The organism is Vibrio sp. EA2, assembly GCF_033042495.1.
Lineage (GTDB): Bacteria > Pseudomonadota > Gammaproteobacteria > Enterobacterales > Vibrionaceae > Vibrio.
Genome location: NZ_JAWLID010000002.1, coordinates 668,394 through 694,829, shown reverse-complemented (window position 1 = coordinate 694,829; position 26,436 = coordinate 668,394). Strand labels below are relative to the sequence as shown.

23 protein-coding genes are annotated in these 26,436 nt (G+C 44.1%); 8 read left to right on the top strand and 15 right to left on the bottom strand.

Translation table 11 applies throughout. The features are described 5' to 3' along the window. The first annotated feature begins 228 nt into the window (after positions 1 to 228). Positions 229 to 711 (top strand): c-type cytochrome, encoded by a 483-nt coding sequence (locus tag RXX31_RS07475; protein ID WP_317588448.1) that lies wholly within the window; start codon positions 229 to 231, stop codon positions 709 to 711. 119 nt (positions 712 to 830) lie between these two features. On the opposite strand, the gene RXX31_RS07470 is transcribed toward RXX31_RS07475, so the two are convergent. After that, on the bottom strand, positions 831 to 1,640 hold the full coding sequence (locus RXX31_RS07470; RefSeq protein WP_317588447.1) for a Cof-type HAD-IIB family hydrolase: 810 nt from the start codon (positions 1,638 to 1,640) through the stop codon (positions 831 to 833). Positions 1,641 to 1,838: 198 nt separating this feature from the next. Here RXX31_RS07470 and queE point away from each other — a divergent pair, with 198 nt between their 5' ends. Both queE and queC read left to right on the top strand, forming a co-directional pair. Beyond that, positions 1,839 to 2,489, top strand: a complete 651-nt coding sequence (gene queE, locus RXX31_RS07465) for a 7-carboxy-7-deazaguanine synthase QueE (protein ID WP_317588445.1) — start codon at positions 1,839 to 1,841, stop codon at positions 2,487 to 2,489. Positions 2,490 to 2,503: 14 nt separating this feature from the next. Then, positions 2,504 to 3,199, top strand: coding sequence for a 7-cyano-7-deazaguanine synthase QueC (gene queC / locus RXX31_RS07460; RefSeq protein ID WP_317588444.1), 696 nt, complete (start codon positions 2,504 to 2,506; stop codon positions 3,197 to 3,199). A gap of 35 nt (positions 3,200 to 3,234) precedes the next feature. On the opposite strand, the gene RXX31_RS07455 is transcribed toward queC, so the two are convergent. The 4 genes from RXX31_RS07455 to RXX31_RS07440 all read right to left on the bottom strand — a co-directional run bounded on the left by RXX31_RS07455 (position 3,235) and on the right by RXX31_RS07440 (position 7,827). After that, positions 3,235 to 5,199, bottom strand: coding sequence for a tetratricopeptide repeat-containing diguanylate cyclase (locus RXX31_RS07455; RefSeq protein WP_317588442.1), 1,965 nt, complete (start codon positions 5,197 to 5,199; stop codon positions 3,235 to 3,237). A 185-nt stretch (positions 5,200 to 5,384) separates the two neighbouring features. Further along, on the bottom strand, positions 5,385 to 5,738 hold the full coding sequence (locus tag RXX31_RS07450; protein WP_317588441.1) for a DUF2750 domain-containing protein: 354 nt from the start codon (positions 5,736 to 5,738) through the stop codon (positions 5,385 to 5,387). Between the two features lie 149 nt (positions 5,739 to 5,887). Continuing rightward, positions 5,888 to 6,508 carry an OmpA family protein gene (locus tag RXX31_RS07445; RefSeq protein WP_317588440.1) on the bottom strand — a complete coding sequence of 207 codons (621 nt, stop codon included), beginning with the start codon at positions 6,506 to 6,508 and terminating at the stop codon, positions 5,888 to 5,890. 2 nt (positions 6,509 to 6,510) lie between these two features. Next, on the bottom strand, positions 6,511 to 7,827 hold the full coding sequence (locus RXX31_RS07440; protein WP_317588439.1) for a TolC family outer membrane protein: 1,317 nt from the start codon (positions 7,825 to 7,827) through the stop codon (positions 6,511 to 6,513). 400 nt (positions 7,828 to 8,227) lie between these two features. Here RXX31_RS07440 and RXX31_RS07435 point away from each other — a divergent pair, with 400 nt between their 5' ends. Continuing rightward, entirely contained in the window at positions 8,228 to 12,226 is a 3,999-nt protein-coding gene (locus tag RXX31_RS07435) for a Calx-beta domain-containing protein (protein WP_317588438.1), read from the top strand. A 63-nt stretch (positions 12,227 to 12,289) separates the two neighbouring features. Here the strand turns inward: RXX31_RS07435 and RXX31_RS07430 are convergent, their stop codons facing one another. Next, complete coding sequence (locus RXX31_RS07430) at positions 12,290 to 13,483, bottom strand: class I SAM-dependent methyltransferase (protein WP_317588437.1); 1,194 nt, start codon at positions 13,481 to 13,483, stop codon at positions 12,290 to 12,292. A 274-nt stretch (positions 13,484 to 13,757) separates the two neighbouring features. On the opposite strand from RXX31_RS07430, the gene yccX reads away from it, so the two are divergent. Continuing rightward, positions 13,758 to 14,030, top strand: coding sequence for an acylphosphatase (yccX, locus tag RXX31_RS07425; protein WP_014231913.1), 273 nt, complete (start codon positions 13,758 to 13,760; stop codon positions 14,028 to 14,030). On the opposite strand, the gene RXX31_RS07420 is transcribed toward yccX, so the two are convergent. From RXX31_RS07420 to RXX31_RS07395, 6 genes are all read right to left on the bottom strand, one after another. After that, positions 14,031 to 14,360 (bottom strand): TusE/DsrC/DsvC family sulfur relay protein, encoded by a 330-nt coding sequence (locus tag RXX31_RS07420; RefSeq protein ID WP_014231912.1) that lies wholly within the window; start codon positions 14,358 to 14,360, stop codon positions 14,031 to 14,033. A gap of 453 nt (positions 14,361 to 14,813) precedes the next feature. Beyond that, a complete protein-coding gene (locus RXX31_RS07415) occupies positions 14,814 to 15,476 on the bottom strand; it encodes a Bax inhibitor-1/YccA family protein (protein ID WP_118118594.1) in 663 nt (220 codons plus the stop codon). A gap of 249 nt (positions 15,477 to 15,725) precedes the next feature. Continuing rightward, positions 15,726 to 16,475, bottom strand: a complete 750-nt coding sequence (locus RXX31_RS07410; protein ID WP_317588436.1) for an amino acid ABC transporter ATP-binding protein — start codon at positions 16,473 to 16,475, stop codon at positions 15,726 to 15,728. Positions 16,476 to 16,498: 23 nt separating this feature from the next. Beyond that, positions 16,499 to 17,596 (bottom strand): amino acid ABC transporter permease, encoded by a 1,098-nt coding sequence (locus tag RXX31_RS07405; protein ID WP_317588435.1) that lies wholly within the window; start codon positions 17,594 to 17,596, stop codon positions 16,499 to 16,501. 1 nt (position 17,597) lies between these two features. Further along, positions 17,598 to 18,803: an amino acid ABC transporter permease gene (locus RXX31_RS07400; protein WP_317588434.1), complete on the bottom strand. Its 1,206-nt coding sequence runs from the start codon at positions 18,801 to 18,803 to the stop codon at positions 17,598 to 17,600. A gap of 227 nt (positions 18,804 to 19,030) precedes the next feature. Continuing rightward, positions 19,031 to 20,059, bottom strand: a complete 1,029-nt coding sequence (locus RXX31_RS07395; RefSeq protein WP_317588432.1) for an amino acid ABC transporter substrate-binding protein — start codon at positions 20,057 to 20,059, stop codon at positions 19,031 to 19,033. A gap of 460 nt (positions 20,060 to 20,519) precedes the next feature. Here RXX31_RS07395 and RXX31_RS07390 point away from each other — a divergent pair, with 460 nt between their 5' ends. Continuing rightward, positions 20,520 to 21,440 carry a bifunctional precorrin-2 dehydrogenase/sirohydrochlorin ferrochelatase gene (locus RXX31_RS07390; protein ID WP_317588430.1) on the top strand — a complete coding sequence of 307 codons (921 nt, stop codon included), beginning with the start codon at positions 20,520 to 20,522 and terminating at the stop codon, positions 21,438 to 21,440. 104 nt (positions 21,441 to 21,544) lie between these two features. On the opposite strand, the gene RXX31_RS07385 is transcribed toward RXX31_RS07390, so the two are convergent. After that, entirely contained in the window at positions 21,545 to 22,027 is a 483-nt protein-coding gene (locus RXX31_RS07385) for a YajQ family cyclic di-GMP-binding protein (RefSeq protein WP_317588429.1), read from the bottom strand. Positions 22,028 to 22,055: 28 nt separating this feature from the next. Next, positions 22,056 to 23,108, bottom strand: coding sequence for a 3-deoxy-7-phosphoheptulonate synthase (locus tag RXX31_RS07380; protein ID WP_317588428.1), 1,053 nt, complete (start codon positions 23,106 to 23,108; stop codon positions 22,056 to 22,058). A gap of 418 nt (positions 23,109 to 23,526) precedes the next feature. Between RXX31_RS07380 and RXX31_RS07375 the strand changes: the two genes are divergently transcribed. Next, entirely contained in the window at positions 23,527 to 24,024 is a 498-nt protein-coding gene (locus tag RXX31_RS07375; RefSeq protein ID WP_317588426.1) for a PaaI family thioesterase, read from the top strand. 16 nt (positions 24,025 to 24,040) lie between these two features. Here RXX31_RS07375 and RXX31_RS07370 read toward each other — a convergent pair whose 3' ends face one another. After that, on the bottom strand, positions 24,041 to 25,393 hold the full coding sequence (locus RXX31_RS07370) for a hypothetical protein (protein WP_317588424.1): 1,353 nt from the start codon (positions 25,391 to 25,393) through the stop codon (positions 24,041 to 24,043). A gap of 184 nt (positions 25,394 to 25,577) precedes the next feature. Here RXX31_RS07370 and RXX31_RS07365 point away from each other — a divergent pair, with 184 nt between their 5' ends. Beyond that, a complete protein-coding gene (locus tag RXX31_RS07365) occupies positions 25,578 to 26,411 on the top strand; it encodes a S1 RNA-binding domain-containing protein (RefSeq protein ID WP_317588423.1) in 834 nt (277 codons plus the stop codon). Positions 26,412 to 26,436: the final 25 nt, after the last annotated feature.

The following is a 26,436-nucleotide window of genomic DNA, read 5'->3' as shown; positions in this document are numbered from 1 at the left end:
CTCATTACACATTGTTTTAGACAGTATAAAGAAGGCTTCAGATCGCAGACATGAACTAATTGGCTGTAAATATGTAGGATCCTGCTCATTCATGAGCAGTAATAAGTCGGAAGAGGTGAGTAAGTCCATTTCAGATAGAGAATAATTAGCGTTTTCACTAGTAATGAAGTACGTCTGCTATCGATAGAACTATAATTAGCCTAAATGAAATTCACAGGTGTGATTATTATGGCGATTAGAAAGGTACATTTCTCCATACTATTGATGATGTTGCTCGTCTCTCCTTTGGTTAATTCAAGTGATAGAGCGGATGAGTATAAGGCGAAAGGAAAATACCTCGTGACAGTCGGTGGTTGTAATGATTGTCATACCGCAGGTTACGCGCCTAGTGGTGGTGCTGTACCAGAATCACAATGGTTACTCGGCGATCAACTCGGTTTTCGAGGGCCATGGGGCACCACTTACCCGATAAATTTACGAGAGTATATTGATAACTTGACCGAAGCCGAATGGATAGCCAAAGCAAAAGCACTTAAAACCAGACCTCCGATGCCTTGGTGGATTTTAAATACCATGACAGAAGATGACTTACGCGCTGTCTACCAATACGTGAAGAGTTTAGGCAGTGTACAAAATACGGTTCCATCGTTTGTGCCTCCTGAAGAGGAACCGAATCCACCATATATTCAATGGCCACAGCCACCAGAGTAAAGCCGCTCGATAAATTATCACGTACAGTTATCCGAAGCTCGGTATAACAAGATTAAAAAACGGCACTCTTAGATCGAGTGCCGTTTGCTATTTGGACTGAAATGTTAAAGCTGAACTTATTAAGCGTTCAGAACAAACTTTTCGATAGCTCTTGCCACACCATGGTCGTCGTTACTTGCCGTAATGTAGTCGGCGATCTTTTTGGTTTCTTCCATGGCGTTTTCCATTGCGATACCTAGGCCCGCAAATTCCAACATATGGTGATCGTTTTCTGCGTCACCCATACAGATTACTTCTTCTGGCTGAATCGACAAGTATTCCGCAATTGCAGCGACACCAATCCCTTTGTTACTTAACGGGTTAAGAAATTCCAGGAAGTAGGCGGCACTTTGTACGACAGTAAAGGTTTCACGCAATTCAGACGGTAATGCAGCGATAACTTCAGTAAGCTTGTTTGGCTCTGCAACCATCATGGCTTTGATAATAGGGTGGTCATCTTCCAGAGATTCAAAGCACATCTCGGTGACATTGAGTCCGTTGATGTTTGCTTCAATATCGGTATACGGGTTGTTTTCGGTGGTAATCAGACCGTGAACCTGACTAAACGCATGTACATAGGCGCCGAGCTCTTTGGCTTTTCGAGCGACCAACTTTGCCGCTTTGCCATCAATGATCTGCTGGTGGATGATCTCATTGGTTCCAATGTTTTTAACCATTGAACCGTTGTAGTAGAGAACGAAATCTTTGTCTGAACGAATGTCCAGTTCATCTAGCTTAGCTTGCATGCCATCGATTGGACGACCAGAGGCCAGTACAACCGTTACGCCAGCTTCTCTCGCTTTAGCGATCGCGCGTTTATTTTCTTCTGAGATTACTTTTTCGCTGTTTAACAGCGTGCCGTCCATGTCCAGGGCGATCAATTTATACATTTTACTTACCTTAAAAACTGAAGTTTGTGGCTTGTTTCTTTAACAACCATAGAAACACGTCCTACCTATGAAACTACAAAATGGTCTATTTTAACAATTAATTTTTGGTTTGAATTGACCTAGACACAGCTCTCCATTAAGGTCTTCGCCTCGAAGTATTATGAGTGAGTGAGTTCTACGTTGTATAAGCTAAATGAGATGTTTGAAACCATCCAAGGAGAAGGGGTCTTTACTGGCGTTCCTGCTGTTTTTGTTCGTCTTCAAGAATGTCCGGTTGGGTGTTCATGGTGTGACACGAAACAGACCTGGGAGGCGGCAGCAGAGGACCAACGTTCGATTGGTGATATTCTGATTAAGACGGAAGATTCTCCAACGTGGTGTGTTGCATCTGCAGATAACATCGTAGAACAATATAAACAGCAAGGTTTCAATGCAAAGCACATTGTTATTACTGGTGGTGAGCCGTGTATTTATGATTTGCGCCCGTTGGCACAAGCGTTTGAAGATATGGGTTGCCAGTGCCAAATTGAAACCAGCGGTACGTCAGAAGTCGTGACGACAGAGAAAACTTGGGTGACAGTGTCACCAAAAGTGGCAATGAAAGGCAAATTACCTGTGCTGAAAAGCGCATTGGAAAGAGCGAATGAAATTAAGCATCCGGTAGGCACGCAGAAAGACATCGACCATCTTGATGAGTTGTTAGCGTCTGCTGAGATTACGCCGCAGACGATCATTGCTCTGCAGCCGATCAGCCAGAAACCTCGTGCGACTCAATTGTGTATTGATACCTGCATCGCTCGTAATTGGCGCTTGTCGATTCAAACTCATAAATACCTAAGTATTGCTTAAGCCCGGAGAGTAACATGAATAAAGCCGTCGTTGTTTTTAGTGGAGGGCAGGATTCGACTACCTGTCTTGTTCAGGCACTGAAAGAATTTGATGAAGTACATGCGATCACTTTTGACTATGGTCAGCGTCACAAACTCGAGATCGAGGTAGCTCAACAGGTAGCGAAAGACTTGGGTGTTGCGGCGCATAAAGTGATGGATGTGGGCTTGTTAAACGAACTGGCTATCAGCTCTCTGACTCGTGATGACATTCCTGTCTCGCATGAACTGCAAGAAAACGGCCTGCCGAACTCGTTCGTTCCTGGGCGCAACATTCTGTTTTTAACACTAGCGGGCATTTATGCCTATCAGATTGGTGCAGAGACAGTTATCACTGGCGTATGTGAAACCGATTTTAGTGGCTACCCTGATTGTCGTGATGACTTCGTTAAAGCAATGAACACCGCTTTGGTAAAAGGGATGGACCGCGCATTGACCATTAAAACGCCATTGATGTGGCTGAACAAAGCGGAAACCTGGGCCCTGGCTGATCAGTATGACGCGTTGCAATTGGTTCGCGAAAATACGCTGACTTGTTACAATGGCATCATTGGGGATGGTTGTGGTGACTGTCCGTCGTGTGATTTGCGCAAAGCCGGTTTAGAAGACTACCTGAATAACAAAAATGCGGTTATGCAGTCGTTGGTTGAAAAACAGAGCTCAGAAGCTTAAAACCAATATGTGAGATAATGTCAGACATACTGGCATTATCTCGTACACTGGTTAATCGGTTCGTCGTAAGCATCAATAATGACATTGCGTCCGCTTCTTTTTGCTTGAGATAGTGCTTGGTCTAAGACTGAATAGAGTTCATCAAAATGAGTTAATGGCTGTGATGTTGCGAGATAGGCCAGACTGGCGGTAATGCTCACTTGTTCATCTTTACCTGTTTTGATTCGCTGTTCTGCAATCGTTTTGTGTAGACTCTGAATACGGAATGGGACGTCTATTTCATCGACATTTTTTAGTAGTAGCACGAACTCTTCTCCACTTAAACGCCCAATGAGCTCACCCTTGTTCAACTTAGCACTAAGTTTGTGGCAAACCTGCTTTAGAACCAAGTCTCCTGTAGGGTGACCGTAAGTATCGTTAATTGACTTAAAGTTATCTAAATCAATCAGCGCAAGGACATATCGTAACTCTTCGTTCGTTTTGAAAGCCTGTCTCTTGATCGTTTCAATACTGGCGGAACGATTCAATGCGCTGGTTAAACTGTCTACACGTGCCTTTTTTTGGGTTTGTCTTAGCAAGACCATTGTCAGTGCTAGCAATGTTACCAAACCGACAATAGCGAAATGATAGATGCTTTTTTGTTCTGTAAGTTTCTCAAATTCCGCCTGTTTTAGACTACGTTCCGTGTTTAATCGAGCAAGCTTAAGCTCGTACTCATACTCATTTTTGGTGAGATCGAGCACTTCCATCGCTTTGATGTTTTTTGCATCTCGATTGGCTAACTCCAGCGTCGAATACACTTCGTAATGCGACAATGCAGTTTGATAATTTTGTTGCAGCTGATAAGCCTTAGAAAGCAATAATTGCGCCTTTGCTTGGAGTAATGAATGTGAGTTGTCGCTCGACAATCTTAGTGCTAAGTTCGCGTGCTCAATTGCCGTTTCTGCCTGCAAACTTTTTAGATAAGCAAAACCTGCGGCTAAGTGTGCTTCGGTTTGAAGGTGTTTATTCTCGTGTCGTTCACCGAGCGACAAGGCCAGATTGACATACTCTAATGCCTCTTCCACATTGCCAGACTCAGCGGTTGCAGATGAAAGACCAAGGTAAACTAAGCCTTTACCATATGGATACTCGACCTGTTCAAGAATAGTCAGGGAGTTTTTATAATGTGTAATGGCTTTATCAAAGGCTTTGGCTTTGGCATACATGGCCGCCAGGCTGTGCTCGACTTGTGCTACCTGTACTGGAGTACCATCACTTTGACGGGCGAGCAGCGCCTGTATCAGGTACTGTTCTGAGTGTTCAAATTGTCCGAGCTCCGCCAACAAATTACCCACGTCGTTATAAACCCCAGATGGATCGCTTTGATAGGGCATATTTGCTAGCAGGCGGCGATATACGCTGATGGACTTTTCATAATCTCCGCGAAAATTGTAGTTATTAGCGATGATGCGTAGTGAGAGATCTTTCGGAAAGGCTTCCTGATGTTCACTATCAAGGTGGCTCTCCAGTGAGGAGCAGAAAAAGTGCGCCTTATGGTAACGCCCTTGTTGATTCAATGTGTAACAGAGCTGATAGTTCATCAGGGCTTCTCCCTCGCTATCAGAACTTTCCTTCATCCTGTTTCTTAGTGAAATGAAGCTGTTGACTGACGCATCATAACTGCCTTGTTTTCTCTCATTTAAAGCGAGGATGTACTCTGATTCCAGGTTGGCAAAATCATTGTTAAGGTTCTGGCTATTCCCATAGTATGGCTGTTTAATGTTAGCCATGTATTCATAGATCAAACCACTCACATACAGCTTCTCACTGTCAAATTTAGCGGAGTGATAACGGCTTTGAAGTAGGATAAGCGCAGAGTTCGCGCTGATTTTTAATGTGGCCTGATAAACCGAGTGCCATTGAGTAACGTTCTGATCTTGTTTGGTATATTGAGTGTGATTAGCATAGACAGGGCCGCAGGAAAGCACAAACAAGAGCAAAGAATACAGCGTACGCATATTATTGTTTTATCGTATTACTTCTTATGAATAGATTGCTCATTATCTAATGAATGGCGTGAAACAGTGAAGTAGGAGAAGAAGAAAAGAAGAGCAAAAACTATGCGCTTCGTCGATATTCGGAGTGAAAGTTGTAAAAGTGGCAAACTAAAAGGCCCCAGCATTGTGAGCTGAGGCCTTATCAATTAGTCTACATAAAGTTTTGCTAGATCTTGTGGCTCCATTTCTTTGCCTTCTAGCTGTTCGTTCCAGTTAGTGCCCACAAGAACGCCATCTTCTGCAAGAGTAAGAAGCCAATCTTCAACAAAGATATCCAAAGGAATTTCCAGGACATCAAAATCAGCCCACTCTTCAACGTTATGTGCTTCTGCCTCTTCTTTCGCTGACCAGAAAGGCATCACTTCACTATTTTCGAATTCAGTCGAATCGCAGGATAACCAACCTTCTTCGTTGCGCAGACCCCAAACCAATTGGTTTTCTTTGGTTTCGGACACGAAAAGGTCAAGGTTTGCTTGGATATCTGATGTAAGTTTGCTCATTTCAAAACTCTCATTGTTATGACGTGGCTAGGTTAACACTAAAGGGCCGATTCCTAAAGCATAATACGGCTTTGTATCGCTGTTAAAACAAAAGGAGCCGAAGCTCCTTTGTACAATTTAAGGTTGACAATAGTCAGCAAGGGAAGTGGTTAATTTTTTGGTAGTGTCGTAAAGACTGTCCACTCTTTTTTCACCGCGCCTTTATAACCCATCACTGTTGCCGTCACACGTCTGTTTTGAGCGTGACTCACTTCATCCGTTCCTTGTGTCGCCAGAACCGTATCGCCATAACCGACGATAGTGACTCTTCCAGGGCTAATGCCGTTACGAAGCAATTCGTTTCTCACGTTATTTGCCCGTCGCTTAGAAAGGTCCAGGTTGTGCTCTGCAGTACCAGTTCGGCTCGCATAACCCTGAATTTCGATAGAGGTTTCAGGGTACTCTTTCAAGAAGTTAGACAATTCAAGAATCTGTTGTGCAAATACAGGATTGATGACGTCTGAATCATTGGCGAACAGAATACGAAGCTGCATTTTCTCCGACGTGTTTTCGTACGCGCCACAACCATCGTTATCTATCTCAGCACCTTCTGGTGTGCCTGGGCATAGATCTCTTTCGTTGATTACTCCGTCGCTATCATCATCAAGGTGATCAGCGGTTTGTTCGGCGATAGGTGTATCCATGTATTCATATTCATCACCGTTTTCATCGGGTGTAGAACTACATGCGGCCACTGCGAATGACAATGCAATAATAGTTATGTATTTCATAATTAGTACTCCACCTTATCTAGCCATTCTTGTGGTACCTCGACTCTCAATGCACTAAGAAGCTGACCAGTCGCGTTCATTACTCGATATTTTGCATACTGCTCTGCATATTTCGCGTCAAGGTAATCCTTACGAGCTTCAAACAGTTCATTTTGGGTATTTAATACATCAAGAAGCGTTCGTTGACCGATTCTGTATTGCTTTTCGTAAGCAATCACGGTTTCAGACGCTGAATCTACGTGATCCGACAAAAATTCTTTTTGTTGGAGTGTTAAATCCAGTGCTGTCCATGAAAGTTTTAACCCTTCTTCCACGTTTCTGTACGCGCTTTCACGCAAATCTTTCGCTTTATTGAGTTGGTAAGCGTAACTATCTGCATTAGCGACATCACTACCACCGTTGAACAAGTTATAGCGAAGTCGAAGCATAGCTAAGGTTTCATCACTTCGACCTTTCAGGCCGTCGGCATCATCTCGCCATGTTTGCGATGCTTCTATTGAAATGGTTGGGTAGTAAACACCTTTGGATTGTTTGTATTGGAACTTGGCTGAGTCAACATCTGCGAGAGCGACTTGAATTACAGGATGGAGTTCGTATGCCGTACTGACTGCCTCGTCCACCGTGTAAGGGAGAAAGTTTTCATCTGCTCTTGGGAAGATTAATCCTTGCGGTGTTTGCCCAACTAGACGAGTAAACATCGTATGAGTGTCGTATAAGTTATTTTGCGCTGCAGCAAGGTTACCGTGTGCTTTAGCAATACGAGCTTCCACCTGGGTTAAATCTGCTGTAGATCCAATACCAGAGGTGACTCGCTTTGAAATGTCGGAATAGATATCTTTGTGAACCGCGAGATTGTCTTCTGAGAGTTTCAATACTTCATAGGCTTTCACCGCATCTAAGTACACTTTTGCGACCTCAAGTGCCTTGTCTGACGCATCAGCTAAGAGTTGGAACCTTACCGATTCTGCATCGGCTGCAGTTCTGTCGATGTCATTCAGCGTCGCGCTACCGTCCCAAATCAATTGGGTCAAGGTAATTGACGCTTCTTTTCTCGTGTAGTCTGTGTCGCCCCGAGCTACCTCGTCTGACGGGTCCAGACCTTCGTAACCAATCCCTGCATCCAGGTCAAGGGATGGCAGGTAAGCACCGGTAGACGCGTCATTTACGTACCGCTTACTCGTAAACTCGTTGAATGCACTTTTAATATCTGGGTTGTTTTGTAACGTCAATGTCACTGCTTGCTCTAACGTTTGACCGAAAACGGGTATAGACACCATTAAGCTGCAACAACAGGCGTATTTGAGTCGGTTCCATTTCACGGTAGTTCTCCTAAAAATCGTGTTTCTTTTTGTTGTTTTATCTCATTATTGAGACAGAACACCACAATTAACAGTGTTTGAGTTAGGAATAGATCAACCTACTGTTAAACCTAGGCTTTTACTCAGAAAATCCACGAACTTACCTGTATAAACCATAGCGCATAGGCTAGCAGTTGCTTAGCTGGCTATTGTGCTTATTCAGGAAAAAAGCTCGATTTTTTAACACCATAGCGCTCCGTAGACTGTGCTTTTAGACGCTTTTTAAAAACCCCGCCCCTTGAGTTAAAAAGCTCTGTAAGCATTAAACATACAACGAAAAATATGATGATTTTGACTAAACTATAGTCGTAAATTAAAAGGTGACAAACTTTTGAACTAGTTTGAAGTGGGGCAGGTAGGTATGGATCGTATAACTTTGAGCTCTTTAGTGGGCAACATAGTGGTGATCGGGCTAGATGGGAACATAAGGACCCTTGCAGAAGGAGAGTCCCCAAAGCCTGGTGAATTAATAATTGAAGAAGTTTCAGATACTTCGGAGCTGGTTGTTGAGCAAGTTACCCCGCAAGGGAGCTCGATAAATGTTACCGATGATATTACTTCTCTGATTGAAGCGATTGCACAAGGGCAGGACCCGACTCAGCTTGGCGAAGATTTTGAAACCGCAGCTGGCGGGTTGAACGGTTCGAGTCCCCAAACCACTGGGGCGATTAACCGAACTGGTGCAGAATCGTTAGCTAGTACTAATTTTGAGACAGTTGGCATAAACGGAACAGGATTTTCTAGTACACAAGTTCAGACACTGTTTGACATTTTCCAACCGCAAACACCAGAACCAAGCGTTATTCCAATTCCTGCTGAGGTCGTCGTACAGGAAATATCCAGCCCTACTGTTAACGAAGGTGATCAAGTCACTTTTGAAGTCACTTTAGATCAAGCAACCGAGATAGAAACAAATATTGAGTTGTCTTTGGATGATGGCTCCGCTATTGGTGGCCCTTCTGGTGCAGAGGGAGTGGACTACGTTAATACCACGGTACTAGTAACCTTATCCGATGGCACGACTCAAGAAATCCAAGTGAATGAAGATGGCACGTTTAGCGTTTCTCTCCCAATAGGCGTGCAATCATTTACTGTGAGTTTAGATAGTGTCGCTGATGATATTTATGAAGGTCCAGAAACGTTTACTTTAACAGGTGCAACCCCAGAGCAAGAAACGCCAGTTTCTGGTACTGCGACGGTTCTCGATGATGGTACAGGGCCTGGTCCAAACCCGGATGATGACCGTCCAGAAGTGGCGAGTATCAGCAGCGTGTCAGTGAATGAGGGCGATCCGGCGACCTTTGAGGTAACGCTGAGCAACACCAGCACCACTGCGACGTCGGTTAGCATGAGTCTGGCAGAGGACGATGATCCGAACACGGTCAATGCCGAAAGAGGCGTCGATTATGAGGCTACCTCTGTCACCGTGAGGTATGCAAATGGCGAAGAGGAGCCTGTTGAGGTTAAAGAGGATGGTTCATTTACCATCAATGTGCCAGCAGAGGACCTCACATTTGAAATTCTGGTTGATACAACACCGGATGATGTATTTGAAGGGCCAGAGATGTTTGCCCTGAGCGGCAGCACTGCAACGCAAGAAGAGCCCGCTGTCGGCATTGGTACCATTTTGGATGATGGCACAGGCCCGGGGACCGATCCGGATGATGACCGTCCAAGGGTGATCAGCATCAGTAGTGTGGAGGTCAATGAAGGAGAGTCCGCGCCGCTGGTAGTCACATTAAGTAACGCCAGTACCACCGAGACGGTAGTCAACATGACCTTGTCCGACGTCAGCGCAGAGGGCGGCGCAGAGGACACCGCCGATTACACCAATACATTTGTGACCATTGACTTCGGCAACGGCGAAGCTCCCAAAGACGTGGCTGTTAATTCGGATGGCTCGTTTGAGGTTACGGTACCGGCTGTGGAACCGGGCGAGGAGTTGATAGCCCCGACATTTACCGTCAAAGTCCAAACCACATCGGATGATGTGTATGAAGGTCCAGAGACATTCGAGTTACGTGGCAGCACCGCAGCGCAACAAGAGGAAAACGAGTCAGCGTTCGGCATTGGTACCATTTTGGATGATGGCACAGGCCCGGGGACCGATCCGGATGATGACCGTCCAAGGGTGATCAGCATCAGTAGTGTGGAGGTCAATGAAGGAGAGTCCGCGCCGCTGGTAGTCACATTAAGTAACGCCAGTACCACCGAGACGGTAGTCAACATGACCTTGTCCGACGTCAGCGCAGAGGGCGGCGCAGAGGACACCGCCGATTACACCAATACATTTGTGACCATTGACTTCGGCAACGGCGAAGCTCCCAAAGACGTGGCTGTTAATTCGGATGGCTCGTTTGAGGTTACGGTACCGGCTGTGGAACCGGGCGAGGAGTTGATAGCCCCGACATTTACCGTCAAAGTCCAAACCACATCGGATGATGTGTATGAAGGTCCAGAGACATTCGAGCTACGTGGCAGCACCGCAGCGCAACAAGAGGAAAACGAGTCAGCGTTCGGCATTGGTACCATTTTGGATGATGAAGACCGTCCAACCGTCTCGATTGAAGGTGGTGGTGAAGTGGATGAAGGTGGCATCGCAGAGTTTACTGTTAAGTTGGATATGGCAGCTGACACTGAGGTTACAACAAAACTCCAGTTCAACCATGTTGATACGGTAAATGACGATTTTGACGGATACCAATATCAGGACAAATACGGGGAATGGAAAGACGTACCTACCAGTGGCTCTATAACTCTAACGTTTGAGGTTGGTCAGACTGAGATTAATTTGCGCGTACTGACTAAGCAAGATGATGTTTACGAAGAGGACGAGACTTTCAGTATTGAGGTTCTTAAGACTTCTACTACAGTAGTTGATCTTGACAATAACGTGGCCAGTGCGACGATACTTGACGACGATAACACACCACCAACAGCTCGTGACTTCTCTATCTTATTAGATGTAGAAGAAGGCATTTTCCCTGAACACGATGTAGAATTTGATGGAACTACAAGTGCAGGTTTACAACGTGTGGAAGACCTCGAAGATGATATCGATGGCGCAAATGATGCTGACATCAAAATTCAAATCACTGAACTTCCAGAACACGGTGAACTGTATTATGAGGATGGTGGACAGGAAGTCATCATAGATGAAACCACGCAGTTTGCTGAAAACACAGACGTCAAATACCGCCTGACTGACGACTTCTTTGAAAATCAGAGTTTTGATTCGACAGATGTAGAGGATCGTAAAGGTTTCGAAGCAGACAGTATCCAGATTAATGGTTTAAGTTTCTATGGAGGTCAGATAGGAACCGCAACCGATATTAACGGTGACCCTACTTTTGACTCTACTAACTTTCTCCTAAGAATCGACGGTGCAAGTCAACAGGAAGGCTTAATTGTAGTTTCTCCTGGTGAAGAGGGTCAGGGGGATGAAATCGCTACCGGTGAATTTATTGCCCTGGAACTGGACGAGGGTTTAGAAGCAAAAGAAGTTAAGTTGAATTTAGCTAGTCTGAATAATAGTTTCAACAGCAATGGTACGGGAATAATAACAGCGTATTTGTTCTTGGATGGTGCTCTTGTTGATACTCAAGACTTTAACACAAGCCAAATAGAGTATTTATCAGGAAGTCAGCACGAAGGTTCAATCACAGTTACATGGGATAGTGGCTTTGATGAGGTTCGACTTACACCAGAAAATGAAGGTGGGGGTGATAAGGCGAGTTTTACCTTGGTTGGGACAGAATTTACCAGCTTTAAAGAGGTGAACGATGACTTTACTTATCAAGCTATCGACACTGATGGCGCGGTTAGTAACGAAGCAACGGTATCTGTTAATTTTGATAACGTCACTTCCGATTCTGTATCAACAGCCGACTACAATACTCAGTCACTCACATTGACATCGGCGGCAGATGCCGAAGCCAATATCATTATGGGTGATGATGGAGATAATGAGCTAGTCGGCACCAGCGGCGATGATATTTTAATCGGTGGTTTAGGTAATGATATCTTGACCGGTGGTGAAGGTGATGATGTCTTCAAATGGACAGAAATGAAGTCTGCTACGGACACCGTTACTGACTTCGAAAGCGGCGATCAGCTTGATTTTGCTGATTTGTTTGAAGATGTGAGTCAGAGTGACATCTCGCTATTACTTGATGACTTAGGCTCCGGCGACTTCAGCGGGCAAGTTGAGGATATTAGTATCACCGTGACGGAAAGAGGTCAGGATTCAACCTTGATGATTCATAAAGGTGGGATGGATTTGGAGGTCAATTTTGACGGCGCATCGGCTGCAGATATCGCAAACAGCTTAATTAGCAATCTGGAGCAATTACGAGAGTAGTTGATGTTAGATATTAAAAAACGGAGCGAAAGCTCCGTTTTTTATTTGATACTTGAATGAGGTCTAAAGTACCTTACAAGCAAAACCTTTCAGATAGAAACCTTCTGGGTAAGCGGTATCCGTTGGGTGGTCTGCTGCTTGCTCAAAACGCTCAACAAACTTCACTTGGCGATTCGCATCTACTGCTGCATCCGCGATGATTTTTTGGAACAGGACTTGGTCCATTAACCCAGAGCAGGAGTAAGTAAGCAGAGTGCCACCAGGCTTTAGGATTTGCATCGCTAACATGTTGATGTCTTTATAACCGCGACAGGCACCATTAAGTTGCGCTTTGCTCTCGGCAAACTTTGGTGGGTCCATAATCACCACATCAAATTTAGTCCCTTGGTCACGGTACTCACGCAGCAATTTAAATACGTCTGCATTTAGGAACACAGCACGTTTCTTAGAAATGTCGAACTCATTCAGTTCGGCGTTAAATTTTGCCGTGTCCAGAGCTGGTTGAGAAACGTCTGCGTTGATAACACGTTTTGCTCCGCCTTTAAGTGCATAAAGACCAAAGCCGCCGGTATAAGAGAAGCAGTTTAGGACTTCTTTATCCTTCATGTATTTCATCGCTTGCTGACGACTGTCGCGTTGGTCCAGGTAGAAACCTGTTTTGTGACCACCAACGATATCCACGCTGATCTTGACGCCGTTCTCTTCGATCACCACAGATTTTGGTGGTTCTTCACCGAAAAGTACGCCAGTGGTTTCTTGCAAACCTTCTTTTTTACGTACCGCCACATCAGAACGTTCGTAAACGTTACAGCCAGGAAAGCACTCAACCAGCGCGTCTACGATTGCCTGTTTGTTGTACTCAGCGCCAGCACTTAATAACTGACAGACGAAGAAGTTCTGGTAACGGTCGATAGTAACGCCTGGTAAGCCGTCAGACTCAGCTGCGATTAGTCGGTAACCAGTTAGTCCATCGCGCTCGATAACATCTTCACGCAGAAGCTGTGCATCTTTAAAACGTTTGACGAAAAACGCTTTATTGATTTCTTCTTTTTCAAAGCTCCAAATACGAGCACGGATTTGAGAAGCCGGTGAATATGCTGCTTTTGCTAACCATTTACCGTCGTGAGTGAACACATCAACCGTTTCGCCAAGCGCGGGGTCGCCCTCAACTTTATTGATGCCTCGAGAGAAGATCCATGGGTGCTTGCGCTTCACCGATTTCTCACGACCTTTAACCAAATAGATAGCAGCTGTCATTTCTTTAGCTCTTGTTGAATTTTGAAAGGGGCGTATTGTCCGGGATGTTGCTGGTAAAAGCAATAACCATTGGGAATCAGTTGTTTTTGCTACCCGTTACAGTGTAGTAGAGGTTGTGTACCTAACCTAAAGGAAGCGCTATTTGAAATTTAAGTGAATGAGATATGTATCAATCCCGCATATCGGATTTTCTTCCATAATTGTCTTATAACCCACTACGTTTATTGAAAGGGCTGAGCGGGTTAAAACAACCATTAGAAGAAGCGAAATAATGATGAATCTAAAGTGTGAAAAATATGTAGTTAAAGGTCTTGTTCAAGGAGTGGGGTTCCGGTATCAAACCTCACATCAGGGATTGAAGTTGGGTCTGACTGGCTACGCTAAAAACCTAAACAATGGTGATGTAGAAGTGGTTGCCTGTGGCACTGAAACGCAAATTGATGAGTTTACTGAGTGGTTGAAAGAGGGGCCACGGACGGCAACTGTCGAAAGCGTATCGCATGAGAACGCTTCTTATAAACCATACCGCGGCTTCAAAATTTTATAATTATAGACATTTCGCTGGTTTCGGAAGTCCAGCCAGTTTTGTCGCCTGCTTTGCAGGGCCTTTTTTGAATAGCTTAAACAGGTATTTGCTGTTGCCTTTTTCTGGTCCGTGCGCTTTTTCCATCGCCTTAACCAACATTCTTACTGCTGGGGAGGTGTTGAACTCTTCATAAAAGTCGCGAACAAAGTGGACGACTTCTAAGTGCGCTTCGGTTAGCTCAATACCTTCTTCTTCTGCCAATAACTCAATCATACCTTCTTCCCATTGAGTATGGTCCAACAAGTAACCCTGAGCATCGGTTTCAATTTCTTTGCCGTTGTAAACGAACATAACGTTCTATCCGTTAAGTAATCTTTGATGTTTATAGATTAGCGTACAGGCGTGGAACTTCTCAACTAAATAATCTCCTCATTATTCCAAGCGAAGTAAAAGCAACCAAATTCTGATGTGGGTTGCTTTTTGTTTGTTTATTCAGAAATTTAGGTATTTAGTCGCTTAATTAGAAAATCTTCGGAGGGTAAACAAACGAACTTGCATAAAAATGCAGTGTTAGTTTAATGCCGTTAGTTTAACAGTGAATAGCATGTTTAAGACTATCGTCTTCCTGAACAGCGACGAAGGAGCGTGATTCAGGATCTGATTTCCGAGCACTTTTTATGGCCAAAATTATTTCACTAGCTGTTTAGCGTGCTGCTATTAGATTCCTCGTCTCGCTGAAATGACGCAAACAAAAAGCCCGAGGTGTAACCTCGGGCTTTTTTAATTTCGATTCAATCTGACGGATTAGTCGTCGTTCATGATACCTAGAATGCTTAGTAGGCTGATGAAGATGTTGTAGATTGATACGTATAGCGTCACTGTCGCAGAGATGTAGTTCGTTTCACCGCCACGGATGATGCCTTGAGTCGTCATCAGAATCGCCATGGTTGAGAACACGATGAACAAGCTGCTCATTGCCAAGTGTAGAATCGTTGACTGAATGAAGATGCTTGCGATCATGCCGACGACAAGTACCACGAACAGAGACAACATCAGGCCGCCCATCATAGATAGGTCACGCTTAGTGGTTAGCGCGTATGCTGAGGCTGCCATAAACGACAGCGCCGTACCACCTAGAGCGGTCAGTACAACGTCACCCATACCTGCACCGATGTACATGTTTAGGATTGGACCAATCGTGTAACCCAAGAAACCTGTGAACAGGAAGGTGAACACCAATCCAAGGCTGTTGTTACGGTTCTTTTCTGTTAGGAAAAGCAGACCATAGAAACCAACCAGCATCAGGATAATACCTGGGCGTGGTAGGTTGAATGCCATTGAAACGCCAGCGACAACGGCTGACCACAGTAGAGTCATTGAAAGTAGGGCGTAGGTATTACGCAATACTTTGTTCGTTTGTAGAGCACTTTCTTGTGTTGAAGTGCGAGTAAACATTGGACTGTTCATAATCTTCCTCGATAAGAGACTTTCTTTTAAGTACATTTATGGGGTTGAAAGTTCAAAAAATCAAGCCCTAACCATGTATCGCTATGACAAAATAATAATAGAAATAAGACGTTATGTATGCGAGAACTTGTAACACAATATTACTGTCAGAAATAGCGAATGTGATTACATTACCATAACTGACTAAGGATTGAAAAAGGCACTGATCCTATTGAAACCAGTGCCTTTTGAGTGTGTTTAACGCAACAATTAATGATGTAGAATTTGCGATAAGAAGTTTTGTGTACGATCCGATTGCGGGTTCTCGAAGAAGTCTCTTGGGTTATTTTCTTCGATGATTTCTCCTGCATCCATAAAGATAACTCGGTCAGCTACCTCTTTTGCAAAGCCCATCTCGTGCGTTACGCACAGCATGGTCATGCCTTCTTCTGCTAATTCAACCATCACATCCAGCACTTCGCGTACCATTTCTGGGTCGAGAGCAGACGTTGGCTCGTCAAATAGCATCACTTTTGGATTCATACACAGAGAACGGGCGATTGCCACACGTTGTTGCTGGCCACCAGAGAGCTGACCCGGGTATTTATCCGCTTGGTCAGGAATCTTAACCCTCTCTAAGTACTTCATTGCAATGGCTTCTGCTTCATCTTTAGGCATTTTCTTAACCCAAATCGGAGCAAGTGTGCAGTTTTCCAGCACGGTCAGGTGAGGGAAGAGGTTGAAGTGCTGAAAACACATGCCAACTTCACGACGAACCGCTTCGATGTTTTTCAAGTCTTCCGTCAGTTCGGTTCCCGAAACAAAGATTTCACCTGCCTGATGCTCTTCCAATCGGTTGATACAGCGAATCATGGTCGATTTTCCTGAACCAGAAGGTCCGCAGATAACGATCTTTTCACCTTTTTTCACATTTAAATTGATGTTCTTCAGTACGTGAAACTCACCGTACCACTTGTTCATGTCCTTCAACTGGATCATATAGTTTTGTTGTTGCGTCATAATACGTCCTTGATCTTAATGAGTTATCGTTTGTGACCGGTATGAAGTTTGTTTTCGAGCCATATCGAATAACGAGACATGCCGAAACAAAATACCCAAAACACTAACGCGACAAATACATAACTTTCCGTCGCAAAGCCGAGCCACTCAGGGTCGGTGTTTGCTGCTTGCCCAATACCCAGTACGTCAAACATACCGATGATCAGTACCAGACTGGTATCTTTAAACAGACCGATGAAGGTATTCACGATAGAAGGAATCGTGATCTTCAGAGCCTGAGGTAAAATAATTAACCCTGTTTTCTTCCAGTAGCTTAAACCGAGCGCATCTGCGGCTTCGTATTGCCCTTTTGGAATCGCTTGTAAACCACCGCGGATCACCTCTGCCATATAGGCTGCGGCAAACATCACCACACCGATCAGTGCACGGATGAGTTTATCTGTCTCTGAACCTTCCGACATAAACAGTGGCAACATTACCGATGCCATGAACAAGACGGTGATTAGCGGCACACCACGCCATACTTCGATGTAGACAGTACACATGCTGCGAATAATTGGCATATCAGAGCGACGTCCCAGTGCTAAGACAATACCAATCGGCAACGAGACAACGATACCCACAAGCGCGATGATTAAGGTAACAAGTAATCCACCCCATTTATGCGTGTCAACCACCTCCAGTCCAAACACACCACCATACAGTAGACCGGCAATCAGGAATGGATAAACGTTGACTAAAAATAGCCAAATCCACATGCGCTTTGGCGTTTTCTCATAAGCAACAAGCGCAGTCAGGATGGCAAGTGAGATATAAAACAGGCGAGGGCGCCACAGTTCAGCCTCAGGGTAGAAGCCGTACATGAACTGCTCCCAGCGCACGCTAATGAAAACCCAGCACGCGCCTTCTCGGCTACATGCATCACGTGTTGTTCCTACCCAATCCGCGTTGATGAACGCCCAATCAACGATGTTCCACAATGCAGTAAATGCTAAGTAGGCGAGAATAATGGTAACAATAGAGTTTACTGGTCCATTAAACAGGTTTTTACGCATCCAACCTACCGCACCGACCGTGTTTGATGGCGGTGGGAGATCAGGCTGAAATTGATGTGTACTCATATTATCTCTCCACCAGTGCTACTTTACGGTTGTATAGGTTCATTAACGCGGAAGTAATCAAACTTAATGCTAAGTAAACGCCCATTGTCATTGCGATAATCTCAATAGCTTGTCCGGTTTGGTTTAGCGTTGTACCAGCAAACACAGACACGAGATCCGGATAGCCTATAGCCATTGCCAATGAAGAGTTTTTGGTTAAGTTCAAATATTGACTGGTTAATGGAGGGATGATGATTCGCAGAGCTTGCGGAATAACCACAAGTTTTAGCGTTTTCGTTCTTGGTAAGCCCAGTGACATAGCCGCTTCAGTTTGACCATGGCTCACGGCATTGATACCAGAACGTACAATCTCCGCAATAAATGTCGCGGTATAAACACTCAAAGCGACAAGCAGAGCGGCAAGCTCAGGAATAATGCTGATCCCGCCTTGGAAGTTAAAACCTTTCAAAGCTGGGTATTCCAGTGAGATAGGCATACCAACAAGGAAATAAACGACCAAAGGTAAAGCAACCACTAAACCTAGCGCAATTTTGCCCATCGGTGTTTGTTGACCGGTTAGACGCTGTTTGTTCTTTGCCCATATAGAAATGCAGATAGTTGCAACCAGGCCGATAACAAACGCAGCAATAACAACACTACTGCCGTTTTCCAATATTGGCGCAGGGAGGTAGAGTCCTCGCACGTTTAAGAAGATAGCCTCACCAAGGCTGATACTTTGTCTTGTTGAAGGTAGTGCCTGTAAAACGGCGAAATACCAAAAGAAGATTTGGAGAAGAAGGGGGATATTTCGAAACGTCTCAATATACACTGCTGCTAAGCGGCTTACTAACCAGTTAGAAGAGAGACGAGCAACACCCATGGTAAAACCAATCACAGTTGCCAGGATAATACCCAACACTGAAACCAGTGCGGTGTTTAGTAAACCAATGACAAACGTTCTGCCATAAGAGTAGGTTTCGTTATAATCGATCAGCGTCAGCCCAATACCGAAGCCTGCTTCCTGATTAAGAAAATCAAAACCCGTAGCAATGCCTCGGGCGTCTAAGTTATTTAGCGCGTTGTTGATGATGGTATAAAAGAATAATACCAATGCAGCTACAGCAATGATCTGAAAAAGAGCGGAGCGAAAAGCAGGGTTATAAAACAGGCTTTTACTTCCACTTGGTTTGGACATCGTACTTAGCGATGCATCTTTAGTCGGTTCCATACAGCGTTAACCTCAAACCTTAGTTATAGATATCACTCTGCAGGAGTAAGGGCTTGTTACTGGCCGTTAAATCTGGTACACCGGCAATCACAGACCGTGAGCGTTAGTTTAACGCTATCAATCCTATTTATTACTGGGCTCAGCTATCACCAGAGGTTGAGTTTCCTTACTCATCCAGATTAATAGACAACGAAAAAGGGCGGATTCACCGCCCTAAATAATCGTTTCTATCGGATAGGTGATGCGTACATGAAGCCACCTTCGTTCCATAGTGCGTTCACACCACGAGAGATATCAAGCGGCGAGCCTTTACCAACAGTACGCTCGAAGCTCTCACCGTAGTTACCCACTTGTTTAACGATTTGGTAGCCCCAATCGTCACGGATACCTAGGCCTTTACCTTGAGGGCCGTCTACACCAAGAATACGTTTGATGTTTGGATCTTCAGATTTCAACATCGCATCTGCATTTTGAGAAGTAATGCCGTACTCCTCCGCATTGATCATTGCAGATAGAGTCCACTTAGCAATATTGAACCACTGGTCGTCACCTTGACGAACAACAGGGCCTAGAGGCTCTTTTGAGATGATTTCAGGAAGAACGGCTGCAGATGATGGGTCTTGAAGGTTTAAACGCAGCGCGTAAAGACCTGATTGGTCTGTCGTCAACGCGTCACAACGGCCTGAGTCGAAACCTTTTGAGGTTTGAGCTGCGGTATCAAATACGACCGGCTTGTAGCTCATGCCATTATTACGGAAGTAGTCTGCAAGGTTAAGTTCTGTCGTAGTACCTGATTGTACACATACAGATGCGCCATCTAGCTCTTTAGCACTTGATAGACCGAGCTCTTTTTTCACCATGAAGCCTTGACCATCGTAGTAGTTAACTCCTACAAAGTTAAGACCAAGAGCAGTGTCGCGGTGTAACGTCCAGGTGGTGTTACGTGAAAGCACGTCGATTTCACCAGATTGAAGCGCAGTGAAACGTTCTTTTGCAGTTAGGGGTACGTACTTCACTTTCGTTTTATCCCCAAGGACGGCGGCAGCCAGTGCTTGGCAATATTCTACGTCGATGCCTTCCCATTCACCTTTTGAGTTAGGGTTTGAGAAGCCTGGAAGACCAGTACTTACGCCACAAGTAAGAAAACCTTGTTTTGTTACTTTGTCCAAAGTAGAGTCTGCAGCTTGGGCTGATGTTGCCATCATTGCAGTAGAAGCCGCTACGACGGAAGCAAGAATTGTTAGTTTATTTGCCATTTGTATCCTTCCTGTATGATCCATGTTAAGTCAATGTTACATTGAGTTAACGTGTCCAATTTATTTTGTGTTGTGTCCTACGTGATTGATTTTCGAAGAAACGGCACTCGAATAATCAATCAGTTATAAGCGTAGAAAAGGATCTGTGAATTCTCAAATATATAATTTAAATGGAATTTTAAGAGAACCAACAAAATTCCTCAGGTTTTAGAATGACTAAATGTTAATTGTTTGTAAATAGTGCAAATGGTGATCATGATGGTGCATCAGAATGTTCAACGATTTATTTGACGCAAATAGAGAATAAAACGTCGTGATTAAAACGGTCTTTAGCTGACCTTGGCTATGTTCAGTGAAAATTCGAACAAAAATTATTTGTGTCAGCGAAACAGGGTGATGACCATGCCCCATTTTTGGTAGCATGGTTTTTAATAGTTAATTAGTGTAATCAAAGGTTGAGATGCGATATTTTCCACTGTTCTTAGACTTAATCAATAAACCAGTTCTTGTTGTTGGCGGCGGGGAAGTCGCGAGCCGTAAGGTCGAAGCCTTATTGAAGGCAGGAGCTGATATCACGGTCGTCTCTCCAACCTTGGTTGACTACCTTGCCAAGCTGGCAAAGGACCACCAACTAAGATGGATTCAGCGCTTCTATTCAAGTGACATTGTCACAAAAGGCTTTGTTCAGGTGTGGGCGACCACAGATAACCCAGACTTGAATCATCAAGTTTATAAAGATGCGAAAGGTTTCGGAATCTTGGTGAATGTGGTTGATGATAAGCCCTACTGCGATTTCATCACGCCTTCAATGATCAATCGCGGTCGTATTCAGATAGCCATTTCGAGCGGCGGCGCCTCGCCAGTTTTGATTCGTAATATTCGTGAGAAGCTAGAGATGATTCTTCCACAGAACATGGGATTAATGGCTGATTTTGCGAACTCCAAACGCAACTCGATTAAAGAAGCGTTACCAAGTGTCGATTTACGCCGTAAATTCTGGGAGCAATTCTTTGCTAACCCTGATGTTGAAAACGCGCGTGATAATCGAGATTTAGAAATCATCTACCAATCAACCATGGAAGCCCCACTTGAAGAAAAGGGCAGTTGTACGTGGATTCACGTCGGTAAAGATGTTGAGATGCTGCCAATAAAAGCGGTTCGTTACATGCAACAAGCGGAGCTGGCGTTGTACTCAACAAAATGTGAGTCAGACGCAATGGAGCTAGTGAGAAGAGACGCAGAAAGGGAATCGTTTAAAAACGCAGCTCAGCTATCAGATATGCTTGCCAAGGCAAAAGAAGAAAACTTGCGTGTCTGTGTGTTTATTCCTGAAGGCACTAGTGAGTTCATGTTGTTACAGGGACAAGATCTCGTTATCTAGAATAATTCCGTTAACACAACTAGAAACGCCGATGATCACTCGTCGGCGTTTAAGTCTTTGTTGTGTTAATGACGACTACGCGAGGTAATAATCACTAATGAGCATTAATCGCGGAAGTTGTTGAACTGAAACGGTAGACCTAGTTCTGCTTCACGAATGGCTGCCATGGTCGCCTGTAAGTCATCACGCTTTTTACCCGTAACACGAACTTTATCGCCTTGGATTGAAGCTTGCACTTTAAGCTTGGCATCTTTAATTAGCTTAACCACCTTTTTAGCCGTCGGCGTATCAATACCCTGGCGGAACAAGATGTTCTGATGCCAGTTTCTGCCAGTTGCCTCGGGTTTTTGAGAGTCCATAGCATTGGCATCAATGTTACGTTTCGCTAAATGACCTCGTAAAATGTCACGCATTTGTTTAAGCTGAAATTCACCTTCAGCGGACACTTTTACATTTTCTTCTACTAGCTCAAAGCTCGCATTTACATTGCGGAAATCGAAACGAGTAGACAATTCACGGTTAGCGTTATCAACGGCGTTACGTAGTTCAACCGTATCGATTTCTGAAACAATATCAAACGATGGCATGAAGATTCCTTGATTATCTTGTTATTAATTACTTAGTGGATTTTACCGCGTCTGCCAGCATATCTAACATCGTCACGGTATCTTCCCAACTCAGACATGGGTCAGTGATTGATTGCCCGTATGTCAGGTTGTTAATGTCAGTCATTGGCTGATTACCTTCTACGATGAAGCTCTCAGCCATAATGCCTGCAACACGTGTACTGCCAGACTGGATTTGTTGACAGATATCTTTAGCGACATCAAGCTGCTTTCTGTGTTGCTTCTGACAGTTAGCATGACTGAAATCAACAATTAAGCGTTGAGGCAGAGCAAATTCTGAGAGCGCGTCACAAGCTTGCTTGACTGAAGCTTGGTCAAAGTTTGGACCTTTTTCGCCGCCACGTAAAATAATATGACCGAATGGATTACCACTGGTACGATAAACCGTCATGCGACCGTGTTTATCTGGAGAGTAGAAGTAGTGTGATGCTTTCGATGCACGAATCGCGTCGATCGCTATTTTCACATTACCATTGGTACCATTTTTAAAGCCAACCGGGCACGAAAGTGCAGATGCCATTTCTCGGTGAATTTGAGATTCAGTGGTACGCGCACCAATGGCACCCCAAGTAATCAAATCTGCAATGTATTGACCGGTAATCATATCAAGAAACTCAGTAGCGGTAGCAAGACCAAGCTTGTTGATATCCAGTAGTAGTTTACGTGCTTTATGAAGACCGGCTTCTAACGCATAGGAACCATCAAGGTTTGGGTCGGTAATTAAGCCTTTCCAACCCACTACTGTACGCGGCTTTTCAAAGTAAGTACGCATGACAATAAATAGCTCATCTTTGTACTTATCCTGGATTTCGCTCAGGCGCGTTGCGTAATCAATTGCGGCTTCTGTGTCATGGACAGAGCAAGGGCCAACAATCGCAAGAAGACGCTTATCTTCACCCGTTAAGATCTTTTCAATCTGACGGCGAGATTGAGCAATACGGTCTGCAACGTCATCAGTAATAGGATATTCACTACCTAGCTCCACTGGGGTAGGCATTGGACCCAAAGGCTGGGTTCTCAATTCATCTGTTTTAATAGGCATCTTATAGCTTTATTCTCTGTTGCGAAGCGATAAAGATAACGGAATTACTGGCAGGAATAAACTGTTTCAAGGGATTCTTCGCCTCTAAGTGCCAATTAGTATGAAACGGTTGTAGGGTTCTTACTATTTGATAACAACCCGAGGGCACGCTATTGCGAGATAGTTACGCCATTGATCAGGATTAGGCAGTGAGCAAATTGAGAAAGCCGCAATAGTACGTTGCGCCTTGCCAGCCATAACCTATGTCAACAAATAACCCTATGTCAGCAAATAAACGATAGCTTGTATTTGTGACGTTGTCACCTTAGTCTATCTATGACGAATAATTTAATAGGTAGATCAAGTTCTGTTAACAACTCTTTGACATTAAAACGAGTGTTTGATTAACTGGCTGGGTTAGGTTGGTAAGGAGACCAAAATGTTATCTGCAGTACGCCGTGCAAACCTTTACTTGAAAGTATTCGGTTTCACAAAAGTTCCGTTAATTTGGCTATGTCGTCCAAAGATCATCGCGATCGACGATCAGCACGTTGAAGTTAGTATTCCACTACGTAAAAGAACCAAGAACCATCTCAATAGTATGTATTTCGGTGCTTTGGCTGTGGGCGCTGACGTTGCTGGCGCATTTTTAGCGATGAGTAAAGCGAAGGAAATAGGAGAACCTATTTCGCTGGCTTTTAAAGGGGTAAAGGCAGAGTTTTTAAAACGACCAGAAGCCGATGTTCATTTCGTTTGTGATGATGGACCTTTAATCGACGAGATGCTGGAGAAAACACTAGAGACCGGTGAGCGTGTCAATCGTGATGTGAAAATTACGGCATTATGTCCGTCTCTCCATGGCGATGAGCCAATGGCAGAGTTTTACCTGACGCTTTCGATCAAAAAAGCAGCACAACAAACAAAGAAGGCTGCTTAATCGCTCGGTATTTTCGTTAGTTCAGCTCGATTTTTTCAATTGAGACTATCTTCGAGCGGTTCAATATTACTTTCCAGCGATAGTAAACCGGTTCATCAGTGTGGTTGTCTTCTTTGACAATCACATTGATGAGGTGGCGTTTCTCAACGGATTCTTTCGTAACTTGTCCTTCATTTAAGCGATACACTCGGTTTGAACCTTTGTCCATCAATCGAATAATGGGCCTCAAACTGATGTTCAACGTTTCTCGCGTTTGCTCGTACCCACTCAAAAACATCGATGTCGCCATTTCCGTCTTTTCTTGATAGTGAAGTATTTTCTCTTCACGTTGAACGACACGCTTTTTACGGATCTGTTGAATTTTATCCGGTAAGCTAGAAAGCGTTCGGTAGTCAAGCCACTCTAACTTTTTCCCAACCACTTTCTTGGTCGTAGGATCGATATACTTTTTACGCCATTTTGGTTTACCTTTGCGTATCCAGCGCCACATGGCATCACGAAGATCATCTTTAAAAATTTCACGTAAGGCATAGATGAAGGACATCGCAATAATGAAGGATGCAGAAATCTCTCCCAAGTAGTCTCGTGCGAGGATCACGGTCGATGTCACGACCACCATGACTAAACCTGTCGCAATGCCTTTTATTGCGCGTTTAACATTTTTCCCCATTGAGACCGTCTGTTCACGCAGGACGACAGGGTGTTCAATCAGGCGTCTTAAAAGACGCATTTTATTGGAAAGTCGCGTCACTTCTGCAACGACTTTGGGCGAGTTATATTTATTTAACTTACGGTGGGCTTGCTCTTTTTCACATAGCGTGACGAGTCTCTTCTTGATCGTGCTGTAATCGCCTTCTCTTGGCAGGTGAGCGACGAGCGACAAGAACTTTTGCTCTGTGTACCACGACAAATAGTTGTCGATGTTAACGTAATAACGTTTTAAGTTCTCTTCAAAAGGAATACCACGACGAAGGCGCTTTAAAATCGCGATAGCCAGTTTGATGACTTCATCAACTTCATCTTCCGTTACAGAGTTACTCTCTAGTTTATTCAGACTGGCAACGGCTTTGTCTAAGGCGATGACGTATTGATAGGCGAACAAACTCAAACTAACACGGTATTGTTGATTCGAGAGACGTCCACGCTTAGCCAGTCGGCTATGAACCAAAGGAAGAAGAATTTCCTTACTGTAATAAGATCGCTGTTGTGTGATAGAGGTGTAATAGAATTCTGATTCACTGATGATATCGGCATTTAGGCCAAGCTCACCAGGTACAAAGAAGTAAATATCAAGGTCGACACTTTTACTTTTTGCTAGCTCATGGCTGATTTTTAATGTGATTGAGTCTTGTTTATCAACGGTGACCAAAAAAAGCTCCTGATTTTGCTAACGCATCCTTACCCCGAAAATTGTACTCTTTATATAAGTACCAGATTGCTAAGAGAATGATAGGGGTAGACAATAACAGCATAACAGAGCGATATGCTTTTCTCTCTGATTTTCTTGTTAGTTTAGGTATAATTCCAGGTAAATTTAAAAAGAGACAAAATCAATGATTAAAATTGGTCAAATTAACAGCTTAGAAGTCATTAAAAAGGCTGATTTTGGCGTATTTCTGGATGGTGATGACTACGGTTCTGTTTTGCTGCCAAATAAACATGTCCCAGAGGGCACAGAAATTGGCGATAAAATTGACGTATTTTTGTACTTTGATTCAGAAAGCCAACTGGCTGCGACCATTGAAACCCCAATCGCTCAGGTAGGTGAGTGGGGCCTGATGAAGATCGAAGGTGTCAATAAGACCGGTGCTTTTGTTAATTGGGGTATCAAAGATAAAGATTTGCTCATTCCATTTAGTGAACAGCGCACGCGCTTTTCTGCGGGTCAAACGATCTTGGTTTACGTATACACTGATAAAGCCTCGGGTCGAATTGTTGGTACGACAAAGTTCAATAAATGGCTGGATAAAACGCCAGCAAATTACGAAATTAACCAGCAAGTGGACCTTATTATTGCTGAACGCAGCCAACTTGGTTACAAAGCGATCGTAAACGGCAAACATTGGGGCATGATTTTCCCATCCGATGTTTTCGGTAAACTGTATATTGGTAAAAAGCTGAAAGGCTACATTAAGCAAATTCGAGAAGATGGCAAGATTGATCTGGCGTTACAAAAAGTGGGTGTCGCTAAGATGGACGACCTTTCAAGTAAGATCATCGATCAGCTAGAGAAGAAGGGTGGTTTTCTTCCTCTTAATGATAAATCTTCCCCAGAAGCGATTTTTGAAGCATTTCGTACCAGTAAAGGAACGTACAAAAAAACCATTGGCGGTCTGTACAAGCAAGGTAAGATCGTTATCGAGAAAGATGGTATCCGCCTAGCATAATACTCCATCAGTGTACTTTAGCTAA

Excerpts from the sequence above, each read along its gene's own strand:
- RXX31_RS07475 (WP_317588448.1), top strand. The coding sequence starts at position 229 with ATGGCGATTAGAAAGGTACATTTCTCCATACTATTGATGATGTTGCTC.
- RXX31_RS07470 (WP_317588447.1), bottom strand. The coding sequence starts at position 1,640 with ATGTATAAATTGATCGCCCTGGACATGGACGGCACGCTGTTAAACAGC.
- queE (WP_317588445.1), top strand. The coding sequence starts at position 1,839 with ATGTTTGAAACCATCCAAGGAGAAGGGGTCTTTACTGGCGTTCCTGCT.
- queC (WP_317588444.1), top strand. The coding sequence starts at position 2,504 with ATGAATAAAGCCGTCGTTGTTTTTAGTGGAGGGCAGGATTCGACTACC.
- RXX31_RS07455 (WP_317588442.1), bottom strand. The coding sequence starts at position 5,199 with ATGCGTACGCTGTATTCTTTGCTCTTGTTTGTGCTTTCCTGCGGCCCT.
- RXX31_RS07450 (WP_317588441.1), bottom strand. The coding sequence starts at position 5,738 with ATGAGCAAACTTACATCAGATATCCAAGCAAACCTTGACCTTTTCGTG.
- RXX31_RS07445 (WP_317588440.1), bottom strand. The coding sequence starts at position 6,508 with ATGAAATACATAACTATTATTGCATTGTCATTCGCAGTGGCCGCATGT.
- RXX31_RS07435 (WP_317588438.1), top strand. The coding sequence starts at position 8,228 with ATGGATCGTATAACTTTGAGCTCTTTAGTGGGCAACATAGTGGTGATC.
- RXX31_RS07430 (WP_317588437.1), bottom strand. The coding sequence starts at position 13,483 with ATGACAGCTGCTATCTATTTGGTTAAAGGTCGTGAGAAATCGGTGAAG.
- yccX (WP_014231913.1), top strand. The coding sequence starts at position 13,758 with ATGAATCTAAAGTGTGAAAAATATGTAGTTAAAGGTCTTGTTCAAGGA.
- RXX31_RS07420 (WP_014231912.1), bottom strand. The coding sequence starts at position 14,360 with ATGTTCGTTTACAACGGCAAAGAAATTGAAACCGATGCTCAGGGTTAC.
- RXX31_RS07415 (WP_118118594.1), bottom strand. The coding sequence starts at position 15,476 with ATGAACAGTCCAATGTTTACTCGCACTTCAACACAAGAAAGTGCTCTA.
- RXX31_RS07410 (WP_317588436.1), bottom strand. The coding sequence starts at position 16,475 with ATGACGCAACAACAAAACTATATGATCCAGTTGAAGGACATGAACAAG.
- RXX31_RS07405 (WP_317588435.1), bottom strand. The coding sequence starts at position 17,596 with ATGAGTACACATCAATTTCAGCCTGATCTCCCACCGCCATCAAACACG.
- RXX31_RS07400 (WP_317588434.1), bottom strand. The coding sequence starts at position 18,803 with ATGGAACCGACTAAAGATGCATCGCTAAGTACGATGTCCAAACCAAGT.
- RXX31_RS07395 (WP_317588432.1), bottom strand. The coding sequence starts at position 20,059 with ATGGCAAATAAACTAACAATTCTTGCTTCCGTCGTAGCGGCTTCTACT.
- RXX31_RS07390 (WP_317588430.1), top strand. The coding sequence starts at position 20,520 with ATGCGATATTTTCCACTGTTCTTAGACTTAATCAATAAACCAGTTCTT.
- RXX31_RS07385 (WP_317588429.1), bottom strand. The coding sequence starts at position 22,027 with ATGCCATCGTTTGATATTGTTTCAGAAATCGATACGGTTGAACTACGT.
- RXX31_RS07380 (WP_317588428.1), bottom strand. The coding sequence starts at position 23,108 with ATGCCTATTAAAACAGATGAATTGAGAACCCAGCCTTTGGGTCCAATG.
- RXX31_RS07375 (WP_317588426.1), top strand. The coding sequence starts at position 23,527 with ATGTTATCTGCAGTACGCCGTGCAAACCTTTACTTGAAAGTATTCGGT.
- RXX31_RS07365 (WP_317588423.1), top strand. The coding sequence starts at position 25,578 with ATGATTAAAATTGGTCAAATTAACAGCTTAGAAGTCATTAAAAAGGCT.